At 68.0% G+C, this 21,693-nt stretch carries 25 protein-coding genes and 1 tRNA gene; 16 read left to right on the forward strand and 10 right to left on the reverse strand.

The genetic code is table 11. The features are described from left to right. The first annotated feature begins 35 nt into the window (after positions 1-35). On the forward strand, positions 36-782 hold the full coding sequence (locus tag GBRO_RS02395; protein ID WP_012832405.1) for a hypothetical protein: 747 nt from the start codon (positions 36-38) through the stop codon (positions 780-782). 82 nt (positions 783-864) lie between these two features. Beyond that, entirely contained in the window at positions 865-1,632 is a 768-nt protein-coding gene (locus tag GBRO_RS02400) for an AraC-like ligand-binding domain-containing protein (RefSeq protein WP_012832406.1), read from the forward strand. Here GBRO_RS02400 and GBRO_RS02405 read toward each other — a convergent pair. Then, entirely contained in the window at positions 1,577-2,200 is a 624-nt protein-coding gene (locus GBRO_RS02405) for a lipocalin family protein (RefSeq protein WP_012832407.1), read from the reverse strand. The genes GBRO_RS02400 and GBRO_RS02405 overlap by 56 nt on opposite strands. Positions 2,201-2,341: 141 nt before the next feature. Then, the gene (locus GBRO_RS02410) at positions 2,342-2,707 is read right to left on the reverse strand and encodes a DUF7144 family membrane protein (protein ID WP_052298209.1); all 366 of its coding nucleotides are present in this window, start codon (positions 2,705-2,707) and stop codon (positions 2,342-2,344) included. 257 nt (positions 2,708-2,964) lie between these two features. Here GBRO_RS02410 and GBRO_RS02415 point away from each other — a divergent pair. From GBRO_RS02415 to GBRO_RS02425, 3 genes are all read left to right on the forward strand, one after another. Then, positions 2,965-3,038 (forward strand) — tRNA-Pro (locus tag GBRO_RS02415). A gap of 133 nt (positions 3,039-3,171) precedes the next feature. Then, the gene (locus GBRO_RS02420) at positions 3,172-3,453 is read left to right on the forward strand and encodes a hypothetical protein (RefSeq protein ID WP_012832409.1); all 282 of its coding nucleotides are present in this window, start codon (positions 3,172-3,174) and stop codon (positions 3,451-3,453) included. Continuing rightward, positions 3,440-4,222: a crotonase/enoyl-CoA hydratase family protein gene (locus GBRO_RS02425; protein WP_012832410.1), complete on the forward strand. Its 783-nt coding sequence runs from the start codon at positions 3,440-3,442 to the stop codon at positions 4,220-4,222. Before GBRO_RS02420 ends, GBRO_RS02425 begins: the two co-directional genes overlap by 14 nt. 184 nt (positions 4,223-4,406) lie before the next feature. Here the strand turns inward: GBRO_RS02425 and GBRO_RS02430 are convergent, their stop codons facing one another. From GBRO_RS02430 to GBRO_RS02440, 3 genes are read right to left on the reverse strand one after another with little or no spacing between them, the layout of a single operon-like run. Beyond that, positions 4,407-5,105, reverse strand: a complete 699-nt coding sequence (locus tag GBRO_RS02430) for a haloacid dehalogenase type II (RefSeq protein ID WP_012832411.1) — start codon at positions 5,103-5,105, stop codon at positions 4,407-4,409. Beyond that, positions 5,102-6,067 (reverse strand): metallophosphoesterase, encoded by a 966-nt coding sequence (locus tag GBRO_RS02435; RefSeq protein ID WP_012832412.1) that lies wholly within the window; start codon positions 6,065-6,067, stop codon positions 5,102-5,104. Before GBRO_RS02435 ends, GBRO_RS02430 begins: the two co-directional genes overlap by 4 nt. Before the next feature lie 24 nt (positions 6,068-6,091). Continuing rightward, positions 6,092-8,539, reverse strand: coding sequence for a penicillin-binding protein (locus GBRO_RS02440; protein WP_041920159.1), 2,448 nt, complete (start codon positions 8,537-8,539; stop codon positions 6,092-6,094). Positions 8,540-8,840: 301 nt separating this feature from the next. Here GBRO_RS02440 and GBRO_RS02445 point away from each other — a divergent pair, with 301 nt between their 5' ends. After that, complete coding sequence (locus tag GBRO_RS02445; protein ID WP_012832414.1) at positions 8,841-9,152, forward strand: WhiB family transcriptional regulator; 312 nt, start codon at positions 8,841-8,843, stop codon at positions 9,150-9,152. Positions 9,153-9,224: 72 nt separating this feature from the next. On the opposite strand, the gene GBRO_RS02450 is transcribed toward GBRO_RS02445, so the two are convergent. Next, the gene (locus GBRO_RS02450; RefSeq protein ID WP_012832415.1) at positions 9,225-10,328 is read right to left on the reverse strand and encodes an ArsA family ATPase; all 1,104 of its coding nucleotides are present in this window, start codon (positions 10,326-10,328) and stop codon (positions 9,225-9,227) included. Continuing rightward, on the reverse strand, positions 10,328-11,371 hold the full coding sequence (locus GBRO_RS02455; protein WP_012832416.1) for an ArsA family ATPase: 1,044 nt from the start codon (positions 11,369-11,371) through the stop codon (positions 10,328-10,330). The genes GBRO_RS02450 and GBRO_RS02455 overlap by 1 nt, the downstream gene beginning before the upstream one ends. A 35-nt stretch (positions 11,372-11,406) precedes the next feature. Between GBRO_RS02455 and GBRO_RS25710 the strand changes: the two genes are divergently transcribed. Next, complete coding sequence (locus GBRO_RS25710) at positions 11,407-11,571, forward strand: DUF4177 domain-containing protein (protein ID WP_005171569.1); 165 nt, start codon at positions 11,407-11,409, stop codon at positions 11,569-11,571. Then, positions 11,571-12,059 carry a RidA family protein gene (locus tag GBRO_RS02460; protein WP_012832417.1) on the forward strand — a complete coding sequence of 163 codons (489 nt, stop codon included), beginning with the start codon at positions 11,571-11,573 and terminating at the stop codon, positions 12,057-12,059. Before GBRO_RS25710 ends, GBRO_RS02460 begins: the two co-directional genes overlap by 1 nt. Here GBRO_RS02460 and GBRO_RS02465 read toward each other — a convergent pair. After that, entirely contained in the window at positions 12,046-13,101 is a 1,056-nt protein-coding gene (locus GBRO_RS02465; RefSeq protein WP_052298352.1) for a GlxA family transcriptional regulator, read from the reverse strand. The two genes, GBRO_RS02460 and GBRO_RS02465, sit on opposite strands and share 14 nt — an antisense overlap. 23 nt (positions 13,102-13,124) lie before the next feature. Between GBRO_RS02465 and GBRO_RS02470 the strand changes: the two genes are divergently transcribed. The 4 genes from GBRO_RS02470 to GBRO_RS02485 all read left to right on the forward strand — a co-directional run bounded on the left by GBRO_RS02470 (position 13,125) and on the right by GBRO_RS02485 (position 16,690). Beyond that, entirely contained in the window at positions 13,125-14,408 is a 1,284-nt protein-coding gene (locus GBRO_RS02470) for an MFS transporter (RefSeq protein ID WP_012832419.1), read from the forward strand. Positions 14,409-14,445: 37 nt separating this feature from the next. After that, positions 14,446-14,661 (forward strand): hypothetical protein, encoded by a 216-nt coding sequence (locus tag GBRO_RS02475; RefSeq protein WP_012832420.1) that lies wholly within the window; start codon positions 14,446-14,448, stop codon positions 14,659-14,661. 96 nt (positions 14,662-14,757) lie between these two features. Continuing rightward, entirely contained in the window at positions 14,758-15,870 is a 1,113-nt protein-coding gene (locus GBRO_RS02480) for an SPFH domain-containing protein (RefSeq protein WP_012832421.1), read from the forward strand. Between the two features lie 16 nt (positions 15,871-15,886). After that, a complete protein-coding gene (locus tag GBRO_RS02485) occupies positions 15,887-16,690 on the forward strand; it encodes an MBL fold metallo-hydrolase (RefSeq protein WP_012832422.1) in 804 nt (267 codons plus the stop codon). A gap of 139 nt (positions 16,691-16,829) precedes the next feature. On the opposite strand, the gene GBRO_RS02490 is transcribed toward GBRO_RS02485, so the two are convergent. Both GBRO_RS02490 and GBRO_RS02495 read right to left on the reverse strand, forming a co-directional pair. Continuing rightward, positions 16,830-17,504: a Crp/Fnr family transcriptional regulator gene (locus tag GBRO_RS02490; RefSeq protein ID WP_012832423.1), complete on the reverse strand. Its 675-nt coding sequence runs from the start codon at positions 17,502-17,504 to the stop codon at positions 16,830-16,832. 145 nt (positions 17,505-17,649) lie between these two features. After that, a complete protein-coding gene (locus GBRO_RS02495; protein ID WP_052298210.1) occupies positions 17,650-17,943 on the reverse strand; it encodes a hypothetical protein in 294 nt (97 codons plus the stop codon). A 218-nt stretch (positions 17,944-18,161) separates the two neighbouring features. On the opposite strand from GBRO_RS02495, the gene nth reads away from it, so the two are divergent. The 4 genes from nth (at position 18,162) to GBRO_RS02515 (ending at position 21,662) form a co-directional block, all read left to right on the forward strand. Beyond that, a complete protein-coding gene (nth, locus tag GBRO_RS02500) occupies positions 18,162-18,848 on the forward strand; it encodes an endonuclease III (protein WP_227892918.1) in 687 nt (228 codons plus the stop codon). Positions 18,849-18,973: 125 nt separating this feature from the next. Continuing rightward, positions 18,974-19,594 carry a TlpA disulfide reductase family protein gene (locus tag GBRO_RS02505; protein WP_012832426.1) on the forward strand — a complete coding sequence of 207 codons (621 nt, stop codon included), beginning with the start codon at positions 18,974-18,976 and terminating at the stop codon, positions 19,592-19,594. Then, positions 19,591-20,466, forward strand: a complete 876-nt coding sequence (locus GBRO_RS02510; RefSeq protein ID WP_012832427.1) for an NUDIX hydrolase — start codon at positions 19,591-19,593, stop codon at positions 20,464-20,466. The genes GBRO_RS02505 and GBRO_RS02510 overlap by 4 nt, the downstream gene beginning before the upstream one ends. Beyond that, entirely contained in the window at positions 20,463-21,662 is a 1,200-nt protein-coding gene (locus GBRO_RS02515) for a MarP family serine protease (protein WP_012832428.1), read from the forward strand. The genes GBRO_RS02510 and GBRO_RS02515 overlap by 4 nt, the downstream gene beginning before the upstream one ends. Positions 21,663-21,693: the final 31 nt, after the last annotated feature.

Here is a 21,693-nt window from a genome sequence, read left to right on the forward strand (position 1 = left end):
ATGCATTCCTCGTCACCCGGACAGGTGGTACTCGGATGACCGAAGAGGCGCTCCCCGCCGGGGCGGCGTCGGGGCCGTTCTTCGACCTGCCGCCCGGTGTGGACAGGCGGCTGCTGACACCCACCCTGACCAAGCAGTGCGTGGGCTTCATGATCGGTTCGTCCCTGTTCGCGCTGGGTTCCGCGCCCGGGTTCGGGCATGTGGTCGGCGCATCGGTGGTCAACCTGTGCTTCTTCGTGGGCGCGTGGTTCTTCACCGGCGCCGCACTCATCCAGCTCCTGCGCAGCGGCCGGGTCACGGTTCCCGTCTCCTACCCGCCCGGAACGATGGTGCGTGCGGAATGGCTCGCGGCCGCGACCCAGTTCTTCGGAACTCTGCTGTTCAACGTCAGCACGGGCGCCGCGCTGCAGGCCCATACGATCGCGGCGCAGAAGCACCTGGTGTGGACGCCGAATGCGGAGGGCTCAGTCGCCTTCCTCATCAGCGGATTCTTTGCCCTGGTCGCCTATTCCCACACCGGCGGCGGCTGGGCACCCCGACGTGCGGACTGGTGGTCGGGACAGGTGAACATGCTGGGCTGCGTCGCCTTCGGCGTGTCCGCGGTCGGGGCCTACATCACCCCGAACGGGGTGACGGTGGATGCCGTACTTGCCAACGTGGGTACATTCGTCGGCGCTGTGTGCTTCTTCATCTCGTCATTGTTGGTATTGCCGGCATTGTCTCGAAACCCTGGAAACGGGACCGGATTTCAAGCGACAATGGCGTGCGAACCCGACGAATAGGTAAGCAAAGTCCTTTGCGGGTGGCGAAACAGGGTGTGACATGATCACACCAGAATGGGGGCGCCGAAGCAGAGGAGCAGGCGTGAACCAGTCTCGTCCCGGTCTTTCCCCCGACGTCCTCGAGTACTGGCGGCGCGCCATCGGTGTCGACCATCCGCTGGGGTCGAATCCGTCTCGGCAGATCCGGTTTCGCGGGGCAGATGCCCTCGACGGGCACATTGCTTTGCTCCACATCGAGCCCGAGGACCCGGAGGGTTTCGAGCAGATTGCCTATTGGGTGCCGCTGACACACATCCAGGCGTGCTGCATCTTGCAGACCCCCACCCGCACGCGACGAACCCCGGACCTCATCCGGGAGTTTCCGTCGAATGATCTGATCATCGCGGTACATTCCATGGGAAGTGTCACCGGACGCGTCAACGGCTTCGAGTATGCCTGCCGGCCCGGCCAATTGACGGTCACCGACAATCGGTTGCCCTACGACGTGACCGGTCACGGGGTGACCGACCCGACCGGGATCTGGGTTCCCGCGGCACTCTTGGGCGCAGATATCGCGGCGGGTGCCACGGTGCCACCGATACCCCGCGATACGCCCCTCACCCGAGCGTGTGCGGCGCTCGTGGTGGGACTGGCGAAGGACGTGGCCGCGCGTGGCGACGAGATCGACGACGACACCGAGTTGGCCGCGGTCGAGGTAGGCAGCGGGCGGCAGACAGCGGCGAGCCCGCGGCCTCGCTCAACCCATGAACGGCGTCGCCGTGCTCGGCAGCGGTCGTTGCGTCATGACCGGTACGTCACACGGTGCACAGCGGCGAATAGTCGCTGCGCCCACCGGTTGTCGGTGAGATGAGGAAGGTGCAGGAGTTGTAGCCGACGCGTTCGATCTCACCGCGCAGACGGCGCAACTCGGATGTCGGGACCACCTTGTCGCGGGACAGGAGGAAGCCCGACGATCGCGTCGGATCACCGACGATCGCGTAGCGGTAGGGGGCCGTGGGTGTCCTGCCCTCCTGTAGCCAGGCGACGATGTAGTTCGGCCGGCCGCCCGGATCAATACTGTTGGGGGTGAACGGGAATCGGACACTCAGCTGCGCGTTGGTCGTGGTGTCGACGACGGTGGCCTTGCCCTTCACCCCGTCGATCTGGCCGAAGGGTGAGGTGCACTTGTTGTTCACTCCGATCGTCGTCTTGTTGATGAGCGTGTAGGTGGCGTTGGTGTCGCGTGCACAACGAATCCCGAAGAACGACGGTACGGTCGCGAGTTGCCACCAGGTGCCCAGGTAGCGCTGCACATCCAGAGAGGGCACGGGTTTCAGCGGAGCGGCGTTGGCGGCCGAGGTGCCGGCCAGGAGACCGAGTCCGGTCAGGACCGCGACGAACGCGGCGATGATCGATCGGGTGAGGGGCGCTCGCAACATGTGATTCCTTCGCGGTCGGATCGTGCGCTGGATGGGTCCGGTCAGCGATTCGATGCGAGGGGATCAGCGGATGGGTGAGCCGCCACAACAGCGGGCGGGACACGGTCCTGCCGTGCCCCGCCCGCCGTCTGGTTCGTCGGCTCAGCCGTTGTAGACGTCGTTGGGCTTCCAGGTCGCGACCGCCCAGATGACGATCAGATCGAGCACGATGATCAGGATCGCCCACGCCGGGTAGTACGGCAGCCACAGCAACTGCGCGATGATCGACAACGACGCGATGATGATCGCCGAGACCCGTGCCCAGTCGGCGCCGACCGCGAGTCCACCCGCGATGAGGATCGCGATGATGCCGAGGATGAGGTGGACCCAGCCCCAGGTGGTCAGGTCGAACTCGAACACATAGTTGGGGGTCCGCACGAACACCTCGTCATTCGCGAGCGCGGAAATGCCCTGGAACACGGCCACCAGACCTGCGACGAACAGCAGGGCGGCCGCGACGATGGAAATACCGAAGGCGAAACCGCTCTTGGCGGACGAATTCGCTTACTGATCAGTGTTGCTCATGAGATGACGACCTCCAGACTCGGCAACTGCAGGGTTTGACCACATGATCGTGCCGGATGGTCCCCCGCGAATCACCCGAAACGGATGATCCGGGAGCGGTTGCGGTCACCGTGACGGCAAAGCATCCGTCTGGAGCAACGGTCTGACCTGCCGATTTAGTTGTCCGCAGGTCTCGGGGGTAAGCTATCGCAGGTTGCACACGGGGTGTGGCGCAGCTTGGTAGCGCGCTTCGTTCGGGACGAAGAGGTCGTGGGTTCGAATCCCGCCACCCCGACGCTAGGTTGAGATAGCAGAAGAGGCCCTGACCAGTTCCTTTGGTCAGGGCCTCCTCGTTTCTGAGCTCGGCTGCGCGGTTCGTCGTCGGCGAATCCGCCGATCGGACACCATGACTGTGTGACCATGGCCACATGGCAACTCTTCTGACGTCAGACGAGCTCGACATCTCCATCCTCTTCACTGAACCCCTCACCGAGGTCCTGCCGTTCGTTCGGGCGGTAATCATCAAACGCGAACCCCTCGATCTGCTGACCGGTGGCGACAGCATCGCCCACGTCATCAACCTGGCGAACCTCACACAGTTCCAGCTGGCCGAGACCGAGGCCGACGAGCTGGACCCGGAGCGTCGGACCGTGGTCCTGTCGCTCGCGGAGGTGCGGGCCGAGGAGGTCGCCGACGGTGGGGACGAGTAGTCACGACCGTCCCGTCACGGTCCGCACCGACGGGCCGGTCACCATCGTCGGGATCAATCGGCCCGAGGTGCGCAACGCCGTCGACCGCGTCACCGCCGAGGCGCTGGCCGACGCGTTCGGCTCCTTCGACGCCGACCACGCGCAATCGGTCGCCGTCCTCTACGGCGAGGGCGGAACCTTTTGTGCCGGGGCAGATCTGAAGGCGATCGCATCAGGGGGCGGCAATCGGGTTGCCGTCGATGGTGATGCGCCGATGGGGGTCTCGCGGATGCGGATGTCCAAACCGGTGATCGCGGCGATCGCCGGGCATGCGGTGGCCGGGGGGCTCGAACTCGCGTTGTGGGCCGATCTTCGGGTCGCCGAGGAGGACGCGGTGTTCGGCGTGTTCTGCCGACGCTGGGGTGTGCCGCTGATCGACGGCGGCACCGTTCGGCTGCCGCGGCTCATCGGGCGCAGTCGCGCGATGGACCTGATCCTCACCGGACGGCCGGTGTCCGCGGCCGAGGCACTCGACATCGGGCTCGCGAACCGGGTTGTGCCGCACGGTGAATCGTTGGACCGCGCGGTCGAGCTCGCCCGCGAGTTGAGTGAGTTCCCGCAGACGTGTCTGCGGCACGACCGGCTGTCGTTGCTGGAGCAGGGCGGCTTCGACGAGGCCGACGCCATGCGTAACGAGTTCGCGCACGGGATGGAATCGCTTGCCGCGGATGCGGTATCAGGTGCGGCGAGATTCGCCGACGGTGCGGGGCGGCACGGCGATCGGGCGTGAAAATTCAGCCGGTGCGGCGCCGTCGGCCACTGGAAGTGGGGAAGAAACTTCCTCCTCCTGCAATTGGTTCTTCCGCCGACTGCAAACGGAGGAGGAGCAGAATGCAGGAGGATGAATCGTGTTGTGGTGCTGGCCCTTCGTGGCTCGTCGCTAACGCTCCTCGCACCTCAGGGGGCGTGGGGCCTCACACACCCAGTTGCGCAGCCAGATCCAGGAGATCGGTGGCGTGCAGGTCGTTGTCGGCCGAGCCCGCGTCGTCCTTGGGAGCGCCGCCCCATTCGTCGGGACGCTCGACGAAGGCGCTGCGCAGACCGTAGGAGCGGGCGGCGTCGAGGTCGGTCTGGTGGGTGGCCACCATCATCACCTCGTGCGGCTCTGCCTCCATGAGTTCGGCAAGCCCGCAGTAGGTTTCGCGGGCTGGTTTGTAGTGGTGCCAGAGGTCGGAGCCGCCGATGAAGTCCCACGCGAAGTCGTTGTGCTTGGCCATCTCGGTGAGCAGGGCGACGCTGCCGTTGCTCAGCGCGCACACGGTGAATCCGGTTGCGAGGCGGCGTAACCCGGGCGCCGCGTCGGGCCATCCGGGGATGATGCGCCAGGCGCGCACGAGGCGGCGGGCGGTGTCGTCGTCGACGGTGACCCCGAACTCCGACGCCACGTCGGCGAGCGTCTCGGTCTGCAGGTCGTCAAGACCGCGCCACCCGAGATCGCCGGCTTCGACGCGGGCGAGGATGGGGCCGTACCGGCGCCGCCACTCGCGAGTGAACTCGGCCGCGTCGACGGCCGGCAGTTCAGCCCCGACCGCGCCGGAGATGCCGGTGAACCAATCGGTGACGGTGCCGAAGGTGTCGAAGGCGAGGACGCGGACGCCGGTGGTCGCGCTCAACTGGTTTCGGTGGCCAGCTGCGGCAGCGAGTGGTCGGCGTCGAACTCCGCATCCCCGTGCGACACCGGGGTCAGGGTCAGCAGGCTCGCCTCGGGGCGGCAGCAGAACCGGGCCGGGGCATACGGTGAGGTGCCCAGACCGGCGCTGACGTGCAGCTTCATCGTCGACCCCCAGTTCGACGGGCCCTTGACCCGCGACCGGTCGATGTGGCAATTGGTGACGATGGCGCCGAAGAACGGCAGGCACAGCTGGCCGCCGTGAGTGTGCCCGGCCATCACCAGGTCGTAGCCGTCGGCGGCGAATCGGTCGAGGACCCGCGGCTCGGGGGAGTGCGTCAGGCCCAGCCGGAGGTGGGCGAGCGGGTTGGGACGGCCCTCGACGGTCTCGTAGCGGTCGCGTTCGATGTGCGGGTCGTCGACACCGGCGGCCACCACCCGGACACCGCCGACCTCGAGTTCGCGGACGGTGTGCGTGGCGTCGAGCCAACCGCGCTCGGTGAACGCGGCACGCAGATCCTGCCAGGGCAGCGGGTCGCCGTGGCTGCGCTGGTGGTCGGTCTTGAAGTACTTGAAGGGGTTCTTCGGCCGCGGCCCGAAGTAGTCGTTGGAGCCGAAGACGAACAGGCCGGGTCGCGACAGCAGCCCACCGAGCGACTGGATCACCGCCGGCACCGCCTGCGGGTGGGCCAGGTTGTCGCCGGTGTTCACCACGAGGTCGGGTTCGAGTGCCTCGAGCTCGGACACCCACGCCTGCTTGAGCCGCTGGTTGGGCATCATGTGCAGGTCGCTGATGTGCAGCACCCGCAGCGGGGTGGCCCCGGGTTCGAGCACCGAGAGCGTCGTGTGGCGCAGCGCGAAAGCGTTGCGTTCGATGACCGTCGAATAGAGCAGGCCCGCGGTTGCGAGACCGGCGGCGCCGGCCAGCACACGGAGGGGGGCCTCGCGGTTGGCGAGTTGGACCATCCGTTCAGGATACGCGGGCCAGGCTCACCCGGGCAGCTGGATGACCACCGGTCCCACGCCGGGCACCTGCACGGTGGTTTCGGTCGGGCCGTTGCTGTCCCCGGCGGCACGGCGGCCGTTGCTGACGTAGATGGTGATCACGCTGCCGGGCATCGCCGAGTCCGACGGCGCGGTGAACACCACCGTGCCCTGCGGGCGGGCGCTGTCCACGTCGAGCTGGCTGACCTTGAACCCGGCGGCCTGCAGTCGTGCGGTCGCCGCACTCGCGGTCAGCCCGGTGACCCCGGGAATCCGGCCGCGACTGCTGCCACTCAGGTACTCGGGATCATTCGGTGGGAGACGGACCGGACCGAATTTGGTGGCCACCGGCAGCATCCCCTGATACCAGGTGCGCGCCGGCTCCATACCGCCGTAGAGGTTGCCGTCGTAGCAGGACCGCAGCGGGCTGCTGCACACACCCTGCGGGTTGGGGCCGTCGCTGTAGACGTAGGCGGCGCCCGCCAAGCGGTTGGTGAAGCCGACGAAGGCCGAGCTGCGGTGGGCCTCGGTGGTGCCGGTCTTGCCGGAGCTCGGCAGCGTCCAGCCGATGGACCCGGCGGCGCCGGCCGAGGTGCCGCCGCCCTTGTCGTCCTGGCTCATCGCGTTGGCCAGCGTGTTGGCCAGCCCCTCCTCGACGACCTGCTCGCAGGCGGGCCCGTTGAACGGCACGGACGTCAGCGCGGGACGCCCCGACGGATCCATCACCGGGTTGCCGTAGGCGTCGCGCTTGATGCGGCTGATCGACTTGATCGGGTTGGGCGGGCACCAGGTGCCGCCGGAGGCCAGCGTCGCCGCGACGTTGGACAGTTCCAGCGCGTTCAGCGGCAGCGGTCCCAGCGTGAACGACCCGAAGTTCCCGTCCTTGACGTACTGGGCCATGCTCTTCTCGCCGTAGCCCGACGACCCGGGCACCGTGTACGAGCGCAGCCCCAGCCGGACGGCCATGTCCACGGCCGGTTTCACACCCGTCTGCTGCAGGAGCTTGACGAAGGCGGTGTTGGGCGACTGGGCCAGCGCCTGCGTCACCGACATCGACGCCGGATACCGGCCGTCGTTCTTGACGCAGTACGCGTTGGCCGGGCAGCCATTGGCGCCGGCGCTGTTACCCATGCCCTCCACGGCGACGAAACCGGGGACGGGGATGTTGGTGTTGATGCCGAGGCCCTTCTCCATCGCCGCGGCGACGGTGAAGATCTTGAACACCGAGCCGGCGCCGTCGCCGACCATCGAGAAGGGCTGCGGCTGCATCGTCTGGCCGACGCGCAGGTTGAGCCCGTAGTCGCGGCTCGACGCCATCGACACCACGTCGTGGGACTGTTTGCCGGGCCGGATGAAACTCATCACGTCGGCGACGCCGTCGGCGTCGGGGCTGGCCTGGGTCTTGACCGCGCGGACCGTCGAGCGCTGGACCTCGGGATCCAGCGTGGTCTGGATGATGTACCCGCCGCGCAGCACGGAGTCACGCGACATCCCGTTCTCGGCGAGGAACTGCATCGCGTAGTCGCAGAAGAAGCCGTTGTTGCCGGCCGCGATGCACCCCTGTTGCGGCGTGACCGGACGTCGCAGTACACCGAGCGGCGCGGTCTTGGCCGCGGTCAGTTCGGCGCTGCGTTCGGGGAAGTTCTGGATCATCGTGTCCAGCACGGTGTTCCGGCGGGCCGTCGCCGCCTCGGGATTGGTGTAGGGGTTCAGTGCCGAACTCGACTGCACCATGCCGGCGAGCAGTGCGGCCTGCGCGACGTTGAGGTCTTTGGCCGGGATGCCGAAGTAGGTCTGTGCGGCGGCCTCGATGCCGTAGGCGTTGTTGCCGAACGGTACGACGTTGAGGTAGCGGGTGACGATCTGCTTCTTGGCCTCCTGCTTGGCCGCGGCGTCGTCGAGTCCCTTGTCGCGTTTGGCCGCATCGATCAGGGACTGCTCCATCGTCAGGGCCATCCGCACCTCGCGGAGCTTGCGCGCCGGCGTGGTCTCGATCGCGGCCTGACGTTCGGCCTCGGTGCGGGCGAGCACCAGCAGCTGGAAGTTCTTGATGTACTGCTGATCCAGCGTCGACGCACCCTGCTGCACCTCGCCGGACGAGGAGTTCTTGAGTGCGGCGCGGATGGTGCCCTTCCAGTCGACGCCGTCGTGCTCGAGGAAGCGGCGGTCCTCGATGGAGATGATCGCGCGGATCATGTCCGGCGCGATGTCGTTGTACCCGACCTGATAGCGGTACTGATCGAAGAGCAAGGCGATGGGTGTGCCGCTCGCGTCGGTCATCGTCGTCACCTCGGGCAGTGTCCCGTTCAGCAACTCCGACGACACGTTCTCCACTGCGGCCGCGGCGCGGTTGGAGACGACCCCGAGACCGCTGGCCACCGGGTAGAGAAGTCCGGCGACGAGCACACCGGACAGCAGGCACGCCCACGCGAGTGGCCACAGCTTCTTCGAGATCACACACGACAGGATACGTGTGATGCCAGAAACATTGCCGCACCTCGCCCGCGGAGGTTCGCCGGCCCCCCGCCGCCCGGGCTGAACTGCGCAAACAGCGGCGGGTTGCACGCATGTGCCATTTTCTTGGCCCCAGGGCTTGCATCCCCATGCACAGATCCCTAGATTGAGTGCAGAATGTGACTCACCTAACAATCACTTGAGATAGTGGTCTGAACAGCCCAAACGAGTTGGGACTTCAGCTCGCTCGGGCACGAGACATTCACGGTGTTCTGGGACAACGACAGACAGGGGTCGGCGGATGGCGAAAGCGGCAGTTTCCACCGGAGAAGAACGCTTGACCTGGGTGGCGCAAGCCCGGTGCCGAGGGGGAGACCCCGATGAACTCTTCGTTCGAGGAGCCGCGCAACGCAAGGCCGCAACCATCTGCCGGCACTGCCCGGTGCAGCTGGAGTGCGGCGCCGATGCGCTCGACAACCGGGTGGAGTTCGGGGTCTGGGGTGGCATGACGGAACGTCAGCGGCGGGCGCTGCTGCGTCAGCATCCCGAGGTCACGTCGTGGTCGGCGTTCTTCGCCGCGCAGCGACGGCGACAGCAGGCCGACGCGGTCTGACACACGATCACGACAAACATCGCCGGCCGGGTGCAGAACCCGGCCGGCGATGTCTGTTTCTGCCGAAGAAGGTCAGCCGCGGCCGGTGATCTGTTCGGCCACCGCGCGCAACGCCACGGCGTCGGCGACCTCGAACGGCAACGACGGCACTCCGACGATCGGCACCCGCGGGTGCGACGCAGTGAACCGCTGCAGCAGGTGGAGTTCGCGTTTGCCGGTCGCCGCGCGGTCGGCGTGGATGGCCAGCACCCCGCGGGTGAGTTCGTCGGTCGCCGATTCCATCGCCACCCGCGCCGACTCCTCGGACAGTGAGGTCAGATTCGGGTGGGTGCGGTTGAGGATCAGGCCCGCGAGCGGCATCGTCTCCTCGGAGAGCCGGTCGACGAAGAACGCGGCCTCACGCAACGCATCCGCCTCGGCCGCGGCGACCACCGCGAACTGGGTGCCCGGCTGCTTGAGCAGGGCGTAGGTCTTGGCCGCGCGATCCTGAAAGCCGCCGAACATCGAGTCGAGCGACTGCACGAAGGTCGCGACATCACGCAGCATGTCGCCACCGATGATGGTGGACACACCGCGCATCGCCAGGCTCATCGCGCCGGTCACCACGCGGCCCACGCCACGTCCGCCGCCGACGAGCATCTTCATCAGTCGGCCGGACAGGAACGAGGTCATCCGCTGCGGGGCGTCGAGGAAGTCCAGCGCGTTGCGCGACGGCGGGGTGTCGACGACGATCAGGTCCCACCGATCCTGCTCGATCAGTTTCCCGAGCTTCTCCATCGCCATGTACTCCTGCGTGCCGGAGAACGACGACGCCATCGTCTGATAGAAGGAGTTCTCCATGATGGCCGCGGCGCGCTCGGGGGTGGAGTACTCCAGCACCATGTCGTCGAAGGTGCGGCGCATGTCGAGCATCATCGCGTCGAGCGAGCCGGTTCCGGTGACCGGCGTGATCTGGACCGGTTGCGGGTCGTTGGTCAGCTCCGACATGCCCAGCGACTGGGCGAGTCGGCGGGCCGGGTCGATGGTCAGCACGGCGACCGTGCGACCGTGCTCGGCGGCGTACATCGCCATCGCCGCGGCCGTGGTGGTCTTGCCGACTCCACCTGCGCCGCAGCAGATCACGACCCGGGTCTCCGGGTCGGTCAGGATGGAACCCATCTTGAGGTCGAGGGGCATCACGCACCCGCTTTCTGCAGAAGGTTGGCGAGCTCGTAGATGGAGCCGAGGTCGACGCCGCGGTCGCCGAGACTGGGCAGTTCCAGCGTCGGCAACTCCACCTCGTCGAGCTGCGCCTTGGCGATCTGCTGTGCCTGCAGTCGGGTGGCGTGTTCGATGGTCTCGGTCAGCAGACCGGCGAAATCCTGGTCCTCCAGCGAGATCCCGGCGTCGGCCAGACCGGCGCGGATTCGCTCGGCGTCGATCTGTCCCTCGGCGATGGCGTCGACCTCCGAGCTGGGCAGATGCGCCTGGCTGACCCGGTTGATGATCAGGCCGCCGATGTTGAGGTTCTTCGCGCGTAGCTCGGCGACCGCCTCGATGGTCTCCTGGATCGGCATCGCCTCGAGCAGTGTCACGAGGTGGACGATCGTCTCCTCCGAATGCAGCAACCGGACGACGCCGTCGCTCTGATTGCGGATGGGGCCGGTCTTGGCGAGGTCGGCCATCGCCTTGGTGACGTCGAGGAAGTTGCCGATGCGACCGGTCGGCGGGGCGTCGACCACCACGGCGTCGTAGACGCGGTTGCCCTGCTTGTCGGTGTGGATGATCCGCTCTTTGATCTTCCCGGTGAGCAGGACGTCGCGCAGCCCGGGGGCGACGGTGGTGACGAAGTCGATGGCGCCGATGCGCTTCATCGCGCGGCCGGCGAAGCCGAGGTTGTAGAACATGTCGAGGTATTCGAGCAGGGCGTGCTCGATGTCGATCGCGAGCGCCGACACCTCTCCGCCACCCTCGGCGGTCGCGATGCGCGTGTCGGTCGGCGGCAGCGGCGGGATGTCGAAGAGCTGCGCGATGCCCTGACGCCCTTCGCATTCCACGAGCAACACCCGTTTGCCGTCGGCGGCCAGCGCGAGGGCGAGTGCCGCGGCGACCGTCGTCTTGCCGGTACCGCCCTTCCCCGACACGAAATGCAGGCGGGCTCGGGAGGCCGCATCCGGCCACGTATTGCCGGCGAATTCGGCGGGATCGACCGAGATCTCTTCATTGGCCACGGTCAACACCTTAACCACACCTATGGAGCGGTTAGGGTGGGTCCATGAGTGAAGTCACCGCCTGGGAATACGCGACCGTACCGCTGCTCACCCACGCGACCAAGCAGATCCTGGACACCTGGGGCGCCGACGGCTGGGAATTGGTGTCGGTGCTGCCCGGCCCGACCGGCGAGCAGCATGTCGCCTACCTGAAGCGGCCGAAGGGCTGATGAGTCCCATGACCTGGACGGACAAACTCGCCGAACTCGGTATCTCCCTGCCTGCGGTGGTGCCGCCGGTGGCGAGCTACACGCCCGCGGTGCGCACCGGTGATCTCGTCTACACCTCCGGTCAGCTCCCGATGGTCGACGGTGAACTCGTCGCCCGCGGCAAGGTGTGCGACGGCGCGGAGGGGATCGTCGATCCCGAGCAGGCGCGGGCAGCCGCCCGGATCTGCGCGCTCAACGCACTGGCCGCGGTCGACGCACTGGTCGGCATCGACTCGGTCGTCCGAGTGGTGAAGGTCGTCGGGTTCGTGGCGTCGGCAGCCGGTTTCTCCGGGCAGCCGCAGGTGGTCAACGGGGCGTCGGATGTACTCGGTGAGATCTTCGGCGAGGCGGGCGTCCACGCGCGGTCGGCGGTCGGGGTGGCCGAGCTGCCCCTCGGGGCGTCGGTCGAGGTGGAGCTGATCGTCGAGGTCGCGCCTACCCGGACGTGACCCGGAAGCTGCTTCGATAAGCGCTGGGGGACAACGACATTCGGGACCGGAACTGTACCCGCAGACTTTCCGTGCCCAGTCCGACGGCGGCGGCGACCTGCTCCACCGGGAGGTCGGTACGTTCGAGGAGTTGCGCGGCCACCCGGATGCGCTGGCCGGTCAGCCACCGGCCGGGACTCATTCCATAGGTGTCCCGGAAACGACGGTTGAAGGTGCGCAACGACATTCCGGCGTGATCGGCGAGGTCGGCGACGCCGATCGGGTCGGCCAGGTTGGCCACCGCCCATCCGGTGGTGGCGGCCATGCGGTCGTCGGACTCTTGCGCGGAAATCATTGCCTGGTGGTTGATTTCGGCCACCGCCTGATCGTGCAGACTCACCTGGGGTGAGCGCGGTGCGGCGCCCGGCGGCATGAACTGGGCCTGACCACCCGGCCGGTGGAAGGCGACGACGGTGCGCCGCGCGTAGTCCCGGGCGACGTCGGCGCCGTAGTCGCGTTCGACGAGATGTAAGCACAGGTCGATGCCGGCGGCCAGGCCCGCGCTGGTCAGCACGTCGCCGTCGTCGACGTAGAGCACCGACGGGTCGACCTCGACCGCCGGATAGCGCGCCGCGAGCGCCGCGGCGTCGAGCCAGTGGGTGGTGGCCCGGCGGCCGTCGAGCAATCCGGACTCGGCGAGGGTGAAGGCGCCGACACAGATCGAGGCGATCCGAGCGCCCCGGCGATGTGCCTGACGCAGCGCCGCGGTCACCGTGCGCGAGGGTGTGCGGCGTGCCGCGTCGTGGTAGCCGGGGATGACGATGGTGTCGGCGTCGGCGAGGGCTTCGAGGCCGTGCTCGGTGTGTACCGAGACGCCCGCGCAGGTCGGTACCGGTCCGGGATACTCGGTGCATGTGCTCAACGCATACCGGGGCGCGCCGACGTGACCGAACAATTGGACCGGTGCGGCCATGTCCATCAGGACCAGGCCCTCGGTGAGCAGGACGACGACGCGATGCGGGTTGTCCGCGCTCGACGAGGATGGCATACAGTCTGGTGGCACGAATAAAGGGTATACCGACATGAATGCCACTGTTGCGGACCGCATCGACCCCCGATGCTGAGTGGGTGACCGAGAGAGCCGTGACCGAACCCCAAGCCGCCCCCGAGCAGGACCGCGCCGCCGTCGCTCGACGTACCGTCGTATTGCTTTGCGCCGCACAGATACTCGGCGGACTGTCGATGGGTGCCTCGCTGGCGCTTGGGGCGATTCTCGGCGAGCAGCTGTCCGGGTCGGAATCACTGGCCGGGCTGCCGACGACGGTGCTCACGCTCGGTGCGGCCGCGGCGGGGCTCCCGCTGGCCGCCCTGGCGGGACGACGCGGCCGTCGCCCCGCGCTGTCGTTGGGGCTGGTGATCGCGGCCGTCGGTGCGACCGTGGTCGCCCTCGCGGTGGATCTCGGCTGGTTCGGGTTGCTGCTGGTTGGCATGGCCTGCGTCGGCACCGGGACCGCGGTGAGCCTGCAGGCGCGGTTCGCCGCGACGGACCTGTCGTCGGCGGCCACCCGCGGACGCGACCTGTCGCTGGTGGTCTGGATGACGATGGTCGGGGCGGTCGCTGGGCCGGCGCTGGTGCCGGCCGGGGCACGGGTGGCCGGCTGGCTGGGTCTGGCCGATCTCGCCGGACCGTTCGTGCTGGGCGCGGTGGGAAGCGCGGCCGCCGCGGTCGTGCTCTGGGCCGGGTTGCGTCCCGACCCCCTACGTCTCGCCGGCGGCATTCCCGGCGGCACACGTCGGGGATCGCTGGTCGCGGGCTTCGCGGTGATCCGGCGAACCCCGTCGGCGCGGGCCGCGGTGGGAGCCGTGGTGGCGGCGCACGCGGTGATGGTCGCGGTGATGGCGTTGACGCCTGTCCACATGCATCACGGCGGCGCGAGCCTGACCGTCGTCGGACTCTCCATCAGTGCGCATGTGGCGGGGATGTACGTGCTGGCGCCGGTGATGGGTGTGCTGGCCGATCGCGTCGGCCGGGTCCCGACGATCCTGCTGGGACAGGCCCTGCTGCTGACCAGCTGTGTCCTCGGGTTCCTGCTGGCGGACTCGCAGACCGGGCTCGTGGTGGCGCTGGTGATCCTCGGGCTCGGGTGGTCGGCGTCGACGGTGGCGGCGTCGACCCTGCTCACCGAGAGCGTCGACGTCTCGCTGCGACCACCCGCCCAGGGCGTGGCCGACACCTCGATGAGCCTGGCCGGAGCCGTCGCCGGGGCGTTGGCCGGCGTGATCGTCGGCGCCTTCGGATACTCGACGCTGGTGCTCGGCGCCGGGGTGATCGCGGTGATCACCGCGATCTATGTGGTCGCCGACCGATAGGGTCGTCTCAACCGGACGATGCGGAGGGGACGCGACGATGACGTCGGAACTGATCGGCCGCACCGGGGTGGTGACACTGGGTATCGGCGGTGGCGAGTCGCTCGGTGAGGTGGAACTGGCGATGGCTCTCGGTACCGAACGGTTTCTGGCCCGCTGCGCCACGCCGGTGGCCACCGACGAGACGGTACTCGTCGTCGGGGTGTCGCCCGGCCGGATCGTCGACGTCGAGCCGTGGGTCGCGATGCCGACCTGACCTGCGGGAGTGCAGCGACCGAATGAGTGCGGGCCCGCGGTGCAATAGGGTGGCCATAACCGGCCGATCCAGGGCCGTCGAGGCGAGGGGGATGACATGCTCGGCTACAACGTTCCAGAACCCGATGAGGCGATGCTCATCTCGGGCAAGAAGGCGCATGAAGGCGGCGCGCCATTCGATGTGGTTGTGGGACATGGTAAATGGGTGATGCCCTTCTTCCGCAAGGTGCGGTACCTGTCGATGGCCGTGCACGAGGCGCAGATTCGCGAGGTCTGCGTGACCACGCAAGGTATCCAGCTCGACGTGCGTGCGGTGATCGCACACAAGGTCGGCGGCGACGAGGTGTCCATCGTCAACGCCGGGCAGCGCTTCATCTCCGAGCAGTCCAATGAGATGAATCAGCTGACCGGACAGATCTTCTCGGGCCACCTGCGCTCCATCGTCGGGTCGATGACGGTCGAACAGATCATCCGGGAACGGGACACTCTTGCCCGGCAGGTGCTCGAGGCGTCGAAGCGGGAGATGGGTTCCATCGGCCTGGTGGTGGACTCGTTCCAGATCCAGTCCATCGACGACATGGTTTCCGGTTACATCAACGCGCTCGCTGCGCCGAACATCGCCAAGGTGCAGCGGGAGGCGGCTGTCGAACGCGCCCTCGCCGACCAGCAGGCCTCGAAGGCGCAGCAGGAGTCGCTGCGCAATCAGGCCGACTACGAGCGGGAGACCGCCATCAAGCGCGCCTCGATCAAGTCCGAGACCGACAAGGCCAATGCCGAAGCGGCGCAGGCCGGTCCGCTCGCGGAGGCGCGGGTGAGCCAGGAGATCGTTCGGGAGAAGTCGTTGCTGGCGCAGGCGCAAGCGGAACTGCGTGAGCAGGAACTGATCTCCGAGGTCGTCAAACCCGCCGAGGCGGAGGCGCGTCGTACCCAGATCATCGCCGAGGCCGATGCGAAGGCGGTCGAGATCTCGTCGGAGGCGGCCGCCAAGAACAACCGCATCGCCCTCGACCAGCAGCTCATCGAGCAGTTGCCCGCGCTGGTGGGTGAGGTCGCCAAGGGACTCGGGTCGGCCAACCTGACCGTGTTCAACGGTGCCGAGGGCGTCAACGAGATCATGACCGGCGTGATCACCCAGGGTGCGGCACTGTTGAAGTCGCTGCAGAACGATCTGTCGGGAACCGTGGTCGACGGACAGGCCGACACGCGGTAGCCGATAGGCTGCGGACATGACACCGCAACACCCGGCGTACGGCGAACTGCGTGAGATCACCCCGTTCGCGTCGGTGATCCTGTGCGACAACCCCGGGATGATGGAGCTCGACGGGACCAACACCTATGTGCTGCGGGCGCCGGGCAGCGACGAATGCGTCGTCGTCGACCCGGGCCCGCCCAAGCACAAGAAGCACGCCCGGCAGCTGGCCGAGTTGCCCGGGGTGGCGCTGATTCTCATCACGCACCGTCACTTCGATCACACCGGCGGGATCTCGCGGCTGCACAAGCGGACCGGCGCGCCCACGCGGGCCCGGCTGGCGAAGCACTGTCGCGGTGCGGCGCCGCTCCGCGACCGCGAGGTCATCGAGGTCGCCGGCCTGCGGATCACCGTGCTGTTCACCCCCGGCCACAGCGGTGACTCGGTGAGCTTCCTCGTCGAGCACGATGGCGAGCGCGCCATGCTCACCGGCGACACCATTCTGGGCAGCGGCACCACCGTCCTCGATCCCAGCGACGGTGGGCTGCGTGACTACCTGAACTCGCTCAACCGCCTCATCGTCGAAGGCGAGAACACCAAGCTGCTCCCGGCACACGGGCCCGACCATCCCGAGCTCATCCCGGTCGCCCGCTTCTACAAGACGCATCGCGAGGAGCGGATCGACCAGATCGTGGCCGCCCTCGACGAGATGGGCGTCACCGCGCACGAGGCGAAGCCGATGAAGGTGGTCCGCAAGGTCTACCGCGACGTCGACAAGAAGCTGTGGCCGGCTGCGCGGATGTCGGTCAAGGCGCAGCTGGAGTATCTGCGGGAGGCGTGAGGGCGTTGATCGGGCGCGTGAGGACAACGTACGTCGCAAGTGACGTACGTCGTCGGTAACGTAAGTACTGGTGAACGGCGAAAGCAGAGATCCCCGCAGCTGTTGATGCCGCGGGGATCTCTGCTTGATCGGGTGAGCGTCAGCGCGCGCGACGCGCCAGCCGCTCCGAGTCGGCGATCAGCACGCTCTTGCCCTCCAGGCGCAGCCAGCCGCGCTGGGCGAAGTCGGCGAGCGCCTTGTTGACGGTTTCGCGGGAGGCGCCGACGAGCTGGGCGATCTCTTCCTGCGTCAGGTCGTGGGTGACGCGCAGCGCGCCGCCCTCCTGGGTGCCGAACCGCTGAGCGAGCTGCAGCAGCTGCTTGGCGACGCGACCGGGCACGTCGGTGAAGATGAGGTCGGCCAGGTTGTTGTTGGTGCGGCGCAGGCGGCGGGCCAACACGCGCAGCAGCTGCTCGGCGATCTCCGGGCGGTCCTTGATCCAGGCGCGCAGGGCGTCGCGGTCCATCGACACCGCACGCACCTCGGTCACCGTCGTCGCCGACGAGGTCCGGGGCCCGGGGTCGAAGATGGACAGCTCGCCGAACATGTCCGACGGTCCCATGATCGTCAGCAGGTTCTCGCGTCCGTCCGCGGAGCGTCGGCCGACCTTCACCTTGCCGGACAAGATGATGTACAGACGATCGCCGGGCTCGCCCTCATGGAAGATCACGTGTCCGCGAGGAAAATCGACAGGCTGAAGCTGTTTGGTCAGCGCCGCGACGGCAGAAGGCTCAACGCCCTGGAAAATGCCTGCCCGCGCCAATACTTCTTCCACCTAGGGAGCCTTTCTCATCAGTCTGGAGATCTCGTGCGGGGTCATGTACTGAGCACGCACATCGAGCAACGCTACTCGCGTCCCCAGCATAAGTGTTGAATGGGTCACTTGTCGGGGGCCGCGGTGGGTGTGTCCACGCGGGACACTAGCTGGCTCGCTGGGGCGAACGGTGGTGTTCGTCGAATTCCGGTTCGTCCGATTCGGTCCGGCCGGTCGCTGACTCGTGCCGGGTGACGCGGCGGCTGCGCAGTTCGTCGAGGGCGGCGGGCATGCCCTCACGGGCGAGGGTGTCGACGTTCTCGGCGTCGGCGGACTCCAGGAAGTCTTCGACGTGCTCGCGGGAGACGGTCAGACGGTCGAGCCGGGCCTGGACCTTGTCCATCGCCATGGCGAAGAGCATCAGGACGGCCGGGAACAACAGCGCGGCGAGACCTTGCATGGGGACCAGTAAACACAATGAGACCCGCAGGTCCGGCATCGCAGAGGCGGACGTCACTGAGTTGTTACCAAGCGTGCAGCCGCGCGACGCCGCCCGGACGGCGCTGATCGACGCCGTGCCGGACGGGTGTTGTCGCCGGTCGGGCTAACCTGAATCACGTGAGCGCACGCACGAGCAAACCCGAGACCCACCTGGGACTGGTGCGGCGTGCGCGGCGGATGAACCGGACCCTGCAGGTCGCCTTCCCGCACGTCTACTGCGAACTCGACTTCACCACTCCGCTGGAACTGTCGGTGGCGACCATCCTCTCGGCCCAGTGCACCGACGTCCGCGTCAATCAGGTCACCCCGGCCCTGTTCGCCCGATACCGGACCGCGCAGGACTACGCGGGAGCGGATCGCACCGAACTCGAGGAGATGATCCGCACCACCGGCTTCTACCGGAACAAGGCGAACTCCATCATCGGGCTCGGGCAGGCACTGATCGAGCGGTTCGACGGCGAGGTGCCGCACACGCTGAATGAACTCGTGTCGCTGCCGGGCTTCGGTCGCAAGACCGCCAACGTGGTGCTCGGGAACGCCTTCGGGGTGCCGGGCATCACCGTCGACACGCACTTCGGCCGACTCGTCCGGCGCTGGGAGTGGACCACCGAGACCGATCCGGTGAAGGTGGAGCACGCCGTCGGCGAACTCATCGAACGCAAGGAATGGACCGACCTGTCGCATCGCGTGATCTTCCACGGCCGCCGTGTCTGCCACGCGCGCAAACCCGCCTGCGGGGTGTGCATCCTGGCCAAGGACTGCCCGTCGGTGGGCACCGGGCCGATGGACAAGGCGCAGGCCGCCGCGCTGGTGAAGGGCCCGGAGACCGATCATCTCCTCGAGCTGGCGGGGATTTCGGCGTAGTGAAGGACATCTCGACGACGTCGGGTCCAACGCCCCCGAGTCCCGAATCCCAGGTTTCTGACCCGCAACCTCGTACGTCCCGCTTCCCACCCGCGGCGCGCTGGACGCTGGTGTTCGTCGTGGTCATGGTGGCGCTCATCGTGGCGATCTGGCCCCGCGGCGACGACCCGGCACCGTCGCAGTCGGGGTCCCCGGTGGCGTCGGGACCGCGGGCCACCGACGCGCCCGTCAGCGACGACGAACTCGCCGCCGCCCGCCGGGATGCGGCGATCAACCCCTGCCCGGCGACCGGTGGCGTGCCTGGTCCCGACGCCGTGCTGGCCGGGATCACGGTGCCGTGTCTGGCGACCGGCGCCCCGATCGACGTCGGCGCGGCAACCGCCGGCCGGCCGCTGGTCATCAACATCTGGGCGACGTGGTGTCTGCCCTGCCGCAAGGAACTGCCCTACTTCGAGGAGTTCGCGCAGCGCGCGGGAGACCGCGTCACCGTCCTCGGTGTGCATGCCGCCGAAGGCGCGAGCAGCCCGGTCCTCGTCCTGAAGTTCCTCGCCGAGAACGGAATTCACCTGCCCAGCGTGCTCGACACCAAGGGTGCGGTGTCGGCGGCGCTGGGTGCGCCGCCGGTCTTCCCGAGCACGATCCTGGTGCGACCCGACGGCACCGTGGCCAAGGTGCTGCCGATCCTGTTCCACAGCCCGGATCAGATCGCGGCGGCGGTTGCGGAGAACCTCGGGGTGACGGTGTGAGTAGCGAACCGACGGTCGGGCCACTGGTTGACGCGGCGCAGATCCCGCCGTGGCTGCGCGGCCTCACCGGCAACGTCGACGCGGTGGCGCAGAGCGTGCTCAATCGTGGCGGCGACCGCGCCCGCTGGGCCACCATGTTCAACCGCAACCGCCGTGCGGCCGCGGTACTCGTGTTGTTCGCCGGCTCCTGGGACGCCGACCCGCAGCGGCCGGGTGGACTGCCCAGCGACGCCGAGGTGCTGCTGACCGAGCGCGCCCCGACCCTGCGCCAACACAGCGGGCAGGTTGCCTTTCCCGGCGGCGGCGCCGACCCGGGTGACGACTACCCGGTCGGCACGGCACTGCGCGAGGCGACCGAGGAGACCGGACTCGACGCCGCGGGCGTGCACGTCGTCGCGAATCTGCCCAGCTTCCCGGTTCCGGTGTCGAGCTTCGACGTGACGCCCGTGCTGGGCTACTGGCGCGAACCGAGCGAGGTGCGGGTGGTCGACGAAGGCGAGACGGCGCGGGTGGCCCGGGTCAACGTTCGCGAGATGCTCGCACCCGAGAACCGCTTCCAGGTCCGTCGGTCGGTCCTCGGCGGCCGGGTCTATCAGGGACCCGCGTTCTTTGTCGACGGCCTGCTCGTCTGGGGCTTCACCGGCGGGCTGATCGCCGCGATCAGCGAGGTCGCCGGGTGGGACGTGCCGTGGGACACCGACGACGTCCGTCCGCTCGACGAGACGATCGAGCGAGCGGGTAGCCGCCAGCAGTCCGGTTTTTCCGCGGTCCATCCGCCCGGGCCTGCGGTGTCGGACCCCGCGGTGTCGGACCCAGCGGTGCCGGATTCGTTGCCGTCGGATTCGTCGGCCGACGCCGGTGGTGGCCGATGAGTGGGTCGGCCTGGGTCGACCTCATCCTGATCGTCGTCGCACTGCTCGCCGCCGCGAGTGGCTACCGGCACGGGGCGGTCGCGTCGGCGCTGGCGTTCATCGGGGTGGCCCTCGGGGCCGTCGCCGGGCTGCTGCTCGCGCCGCACCTGATGTCGAAGTTCGACGACGTGCAGGCCCGGCTGCTGGTCGGGGTGGCCGTGCTGATCGTGCTGGTGGTCATCGGTGAGATCGCCGGCATGGTGCTCGGCCGGGCCGCGCGCAGCGGTATCCGCTCGCCGGGTCTGCGGGCCGTCGACAGCGGCGTCGGATCGGTTCTGCAGGTGGTCGCGGTGCTCGTCGCGGCCGGTCTGCTGGCCATCCCGCTGCGGGAGTCCGCCGAACCCGCGGTCGCCGACGCCGTCGGTGACTCCAAGGTGCTCGGCGGGGTCGAGGTGCTCTCCCCGCAGTGGGTCAAGGATCTGCCCAGCGACTTCAAGGCGCTCGTGGAGAGCTCTGGGCTGCCCAAGATCCCGTACTTCAACACCACCAACGTCGACCCGCCCGATCCGGCGCTGCTCGCGCTGCCCGCGGTAGCGCAGGCCCGCCAGAGCGTCGTGAAGATCGAGGGTCTCGCGCCGAGTTGCCGGCAGGCGCTCGAGGGCAGCGGCTTTGTGGTGTCCCCGGAGCGGGTCATGACCAACGCGCACGTCGTCGCCGGCACCCAGCGCCTCGAGGTGGAGGTGGAATCCGGCGAGAAGCTGACGGCCAGGGTGGTCCTGTTCGACCCGCTGACCGACATCGCTGTCCTCGACGTCCCCGGATTGAGTGCTCCGGCACTGAAATTCGCCGAACGGCCGGCGAAACCCGGTGACGACGCGGTGGCTCTCGGTTTCCCGGAGGCCGGACCGTTCAACGTGAGCCCGCTACGGGTGCGGACGCTGTTCATGCATACCGGCACCACCATCTATCAGACCGGTGACGTCACCCGCGAGGTCTACGCGGTGCGCGGCCTGATCCGTCAGGGCAATTCCGGTGGGCCGCTGCTGAATTCGGATGGCCAGGTGCTCGGGGTCATCTTCGGTGCCGCCGAGGATCCCGCGGAGGAGACCGGCTTCGCGCTCACCGCGGCCCAAGTTCAGCCCGACTTCACCCGCTCCGAACGCAGCAACCAGCGGGTCAGCACGCAGTCGTGTGTGCACCTCGAGCAGGGTGGGTGAAGCGATGCTCTCGTGAGTCGTCAGTACCACC

It is taken from the genome of Gordonia bronchialis DSM 43247, assembly GCF_000024785.1.
Classification (GTDB): domain Bacteria; phylum Actinomycetota; class Actinomycetes; order Mycobacteriales; family Mycobacteriaceae; genus Gordonia; species Gordonia bronchialis.

Bases quoted from the DNA above. Each gene is read 5' to 3' on its own strand.
- GBRO_RS02395 (WP_012832405.1), top strand. From the start codon at position 36: ATGACCGAAGAGGCGCTCCCCGCCGGGGCGGCGTCGGGGCCGTTCTTC.
- GBRO_RS02405 (WP_012832407.1), bottom strand. From the start codon at position 2,200: ATGTTGCGAGCGCCCCTCACCCGATCGATCATCGCCGCGTTCGTCGCG.
- GBRO_RS02420 (WP_012832409.1), top strand. From the start codon at position 3,172: ATGGCAACTCTTCTGACGTCAGACGAGCTCGACATCTCCATCCTCTTC.
- GBRO_RS02435 (WP_012832412.1), bottom strand. From the start codon at position 6,067: ATGGTCCAACTCGCCAACCGCGAGGCCCCCCTCCGTGTGCTGGCCGGC.
- GBRO_RS02445 (WP_012832414.1), top strand. From the start codon at position 8,841: ATGGCGAAAGCGGCAGTTTCCACCGGAGAAGAACGCTTGACCTGGGTG.
- GBRO_RS02450 (WP_012832415.1), bottom strand. From the start codon at position 10,328: ATGCCCCTCGACCTCAAGATGGGTTCCATCCTGACCGACCCGGAGACC.
- GBRO_RS25710 (WP_005171569.1), top strand. From the start codon at position 11,407: ATGAGTGAAGTCACCGCCTGGGAATACGCGACCGTACCGCTGCTCACC.
- GBRO_RS02460 (WP_012832417.1), top strand. From the start codon at position 11,571: ATGAGTCCCATGACCTGGACGGACAAACTCGCCGAACTCGGTATCTCC.
- GBRO_RS02470 (WP_012832419.1), top strand. From the start codon at position 13,125: ATGCCACTGTTGCGGACCGCATCGACCCCCGATGCTGAGTGGGTGACC.
- GBRO_RS02475 (WP_012832420.1), top strand. From the start codon at position 14,446: ATGACGTCGGAACTGATCGGCCGCACCGGGGTGGTGACACTGGGTATC.
- GBRO_RS02480 (WP_012832421.1), top strand. From the start codon at position 14,758: ATGCTCGGCTACAACGTTCCAGAACCCGATGAGGCGATGCTCATCTCG.
- GBRO_RS02485 (WP_012832422.1), top strand. From the start codon at position 15,887: ATGACACCGCAACACCCGGCGTACGGCGAACTGCGTGAGATCACCCCG.
- GBRO_RS02495 (WP_052298210.1), bottom strand. From the start codon at position 17,943: ATGCAAGGTCTCGCCGCGCTGTTGTTCCCGGCCGTCCTGATGCTCTTC.
- nth (WP_227892918.1), top strand. From the start codon at position 18,162: ATGAACCGGACCCTGCAGGTCGCCTTCCCGCACGTCTACTGCGAACTC.
- GBRO_RS02505 (WP_012832426.1), top strand. From the start codon at position 18,974: ATGGTGGCGCTCATCGTGGCGATCTGGCCCCGCGGCGACGACCCGGCA.
- GBRO_RS02515 (WP_012832428.1), top strand. From the start codon at position 20,463: ATGAGTGGGTCGGCCTGGGTCGACCTCATCCTGATCGTCGTCGCACTG.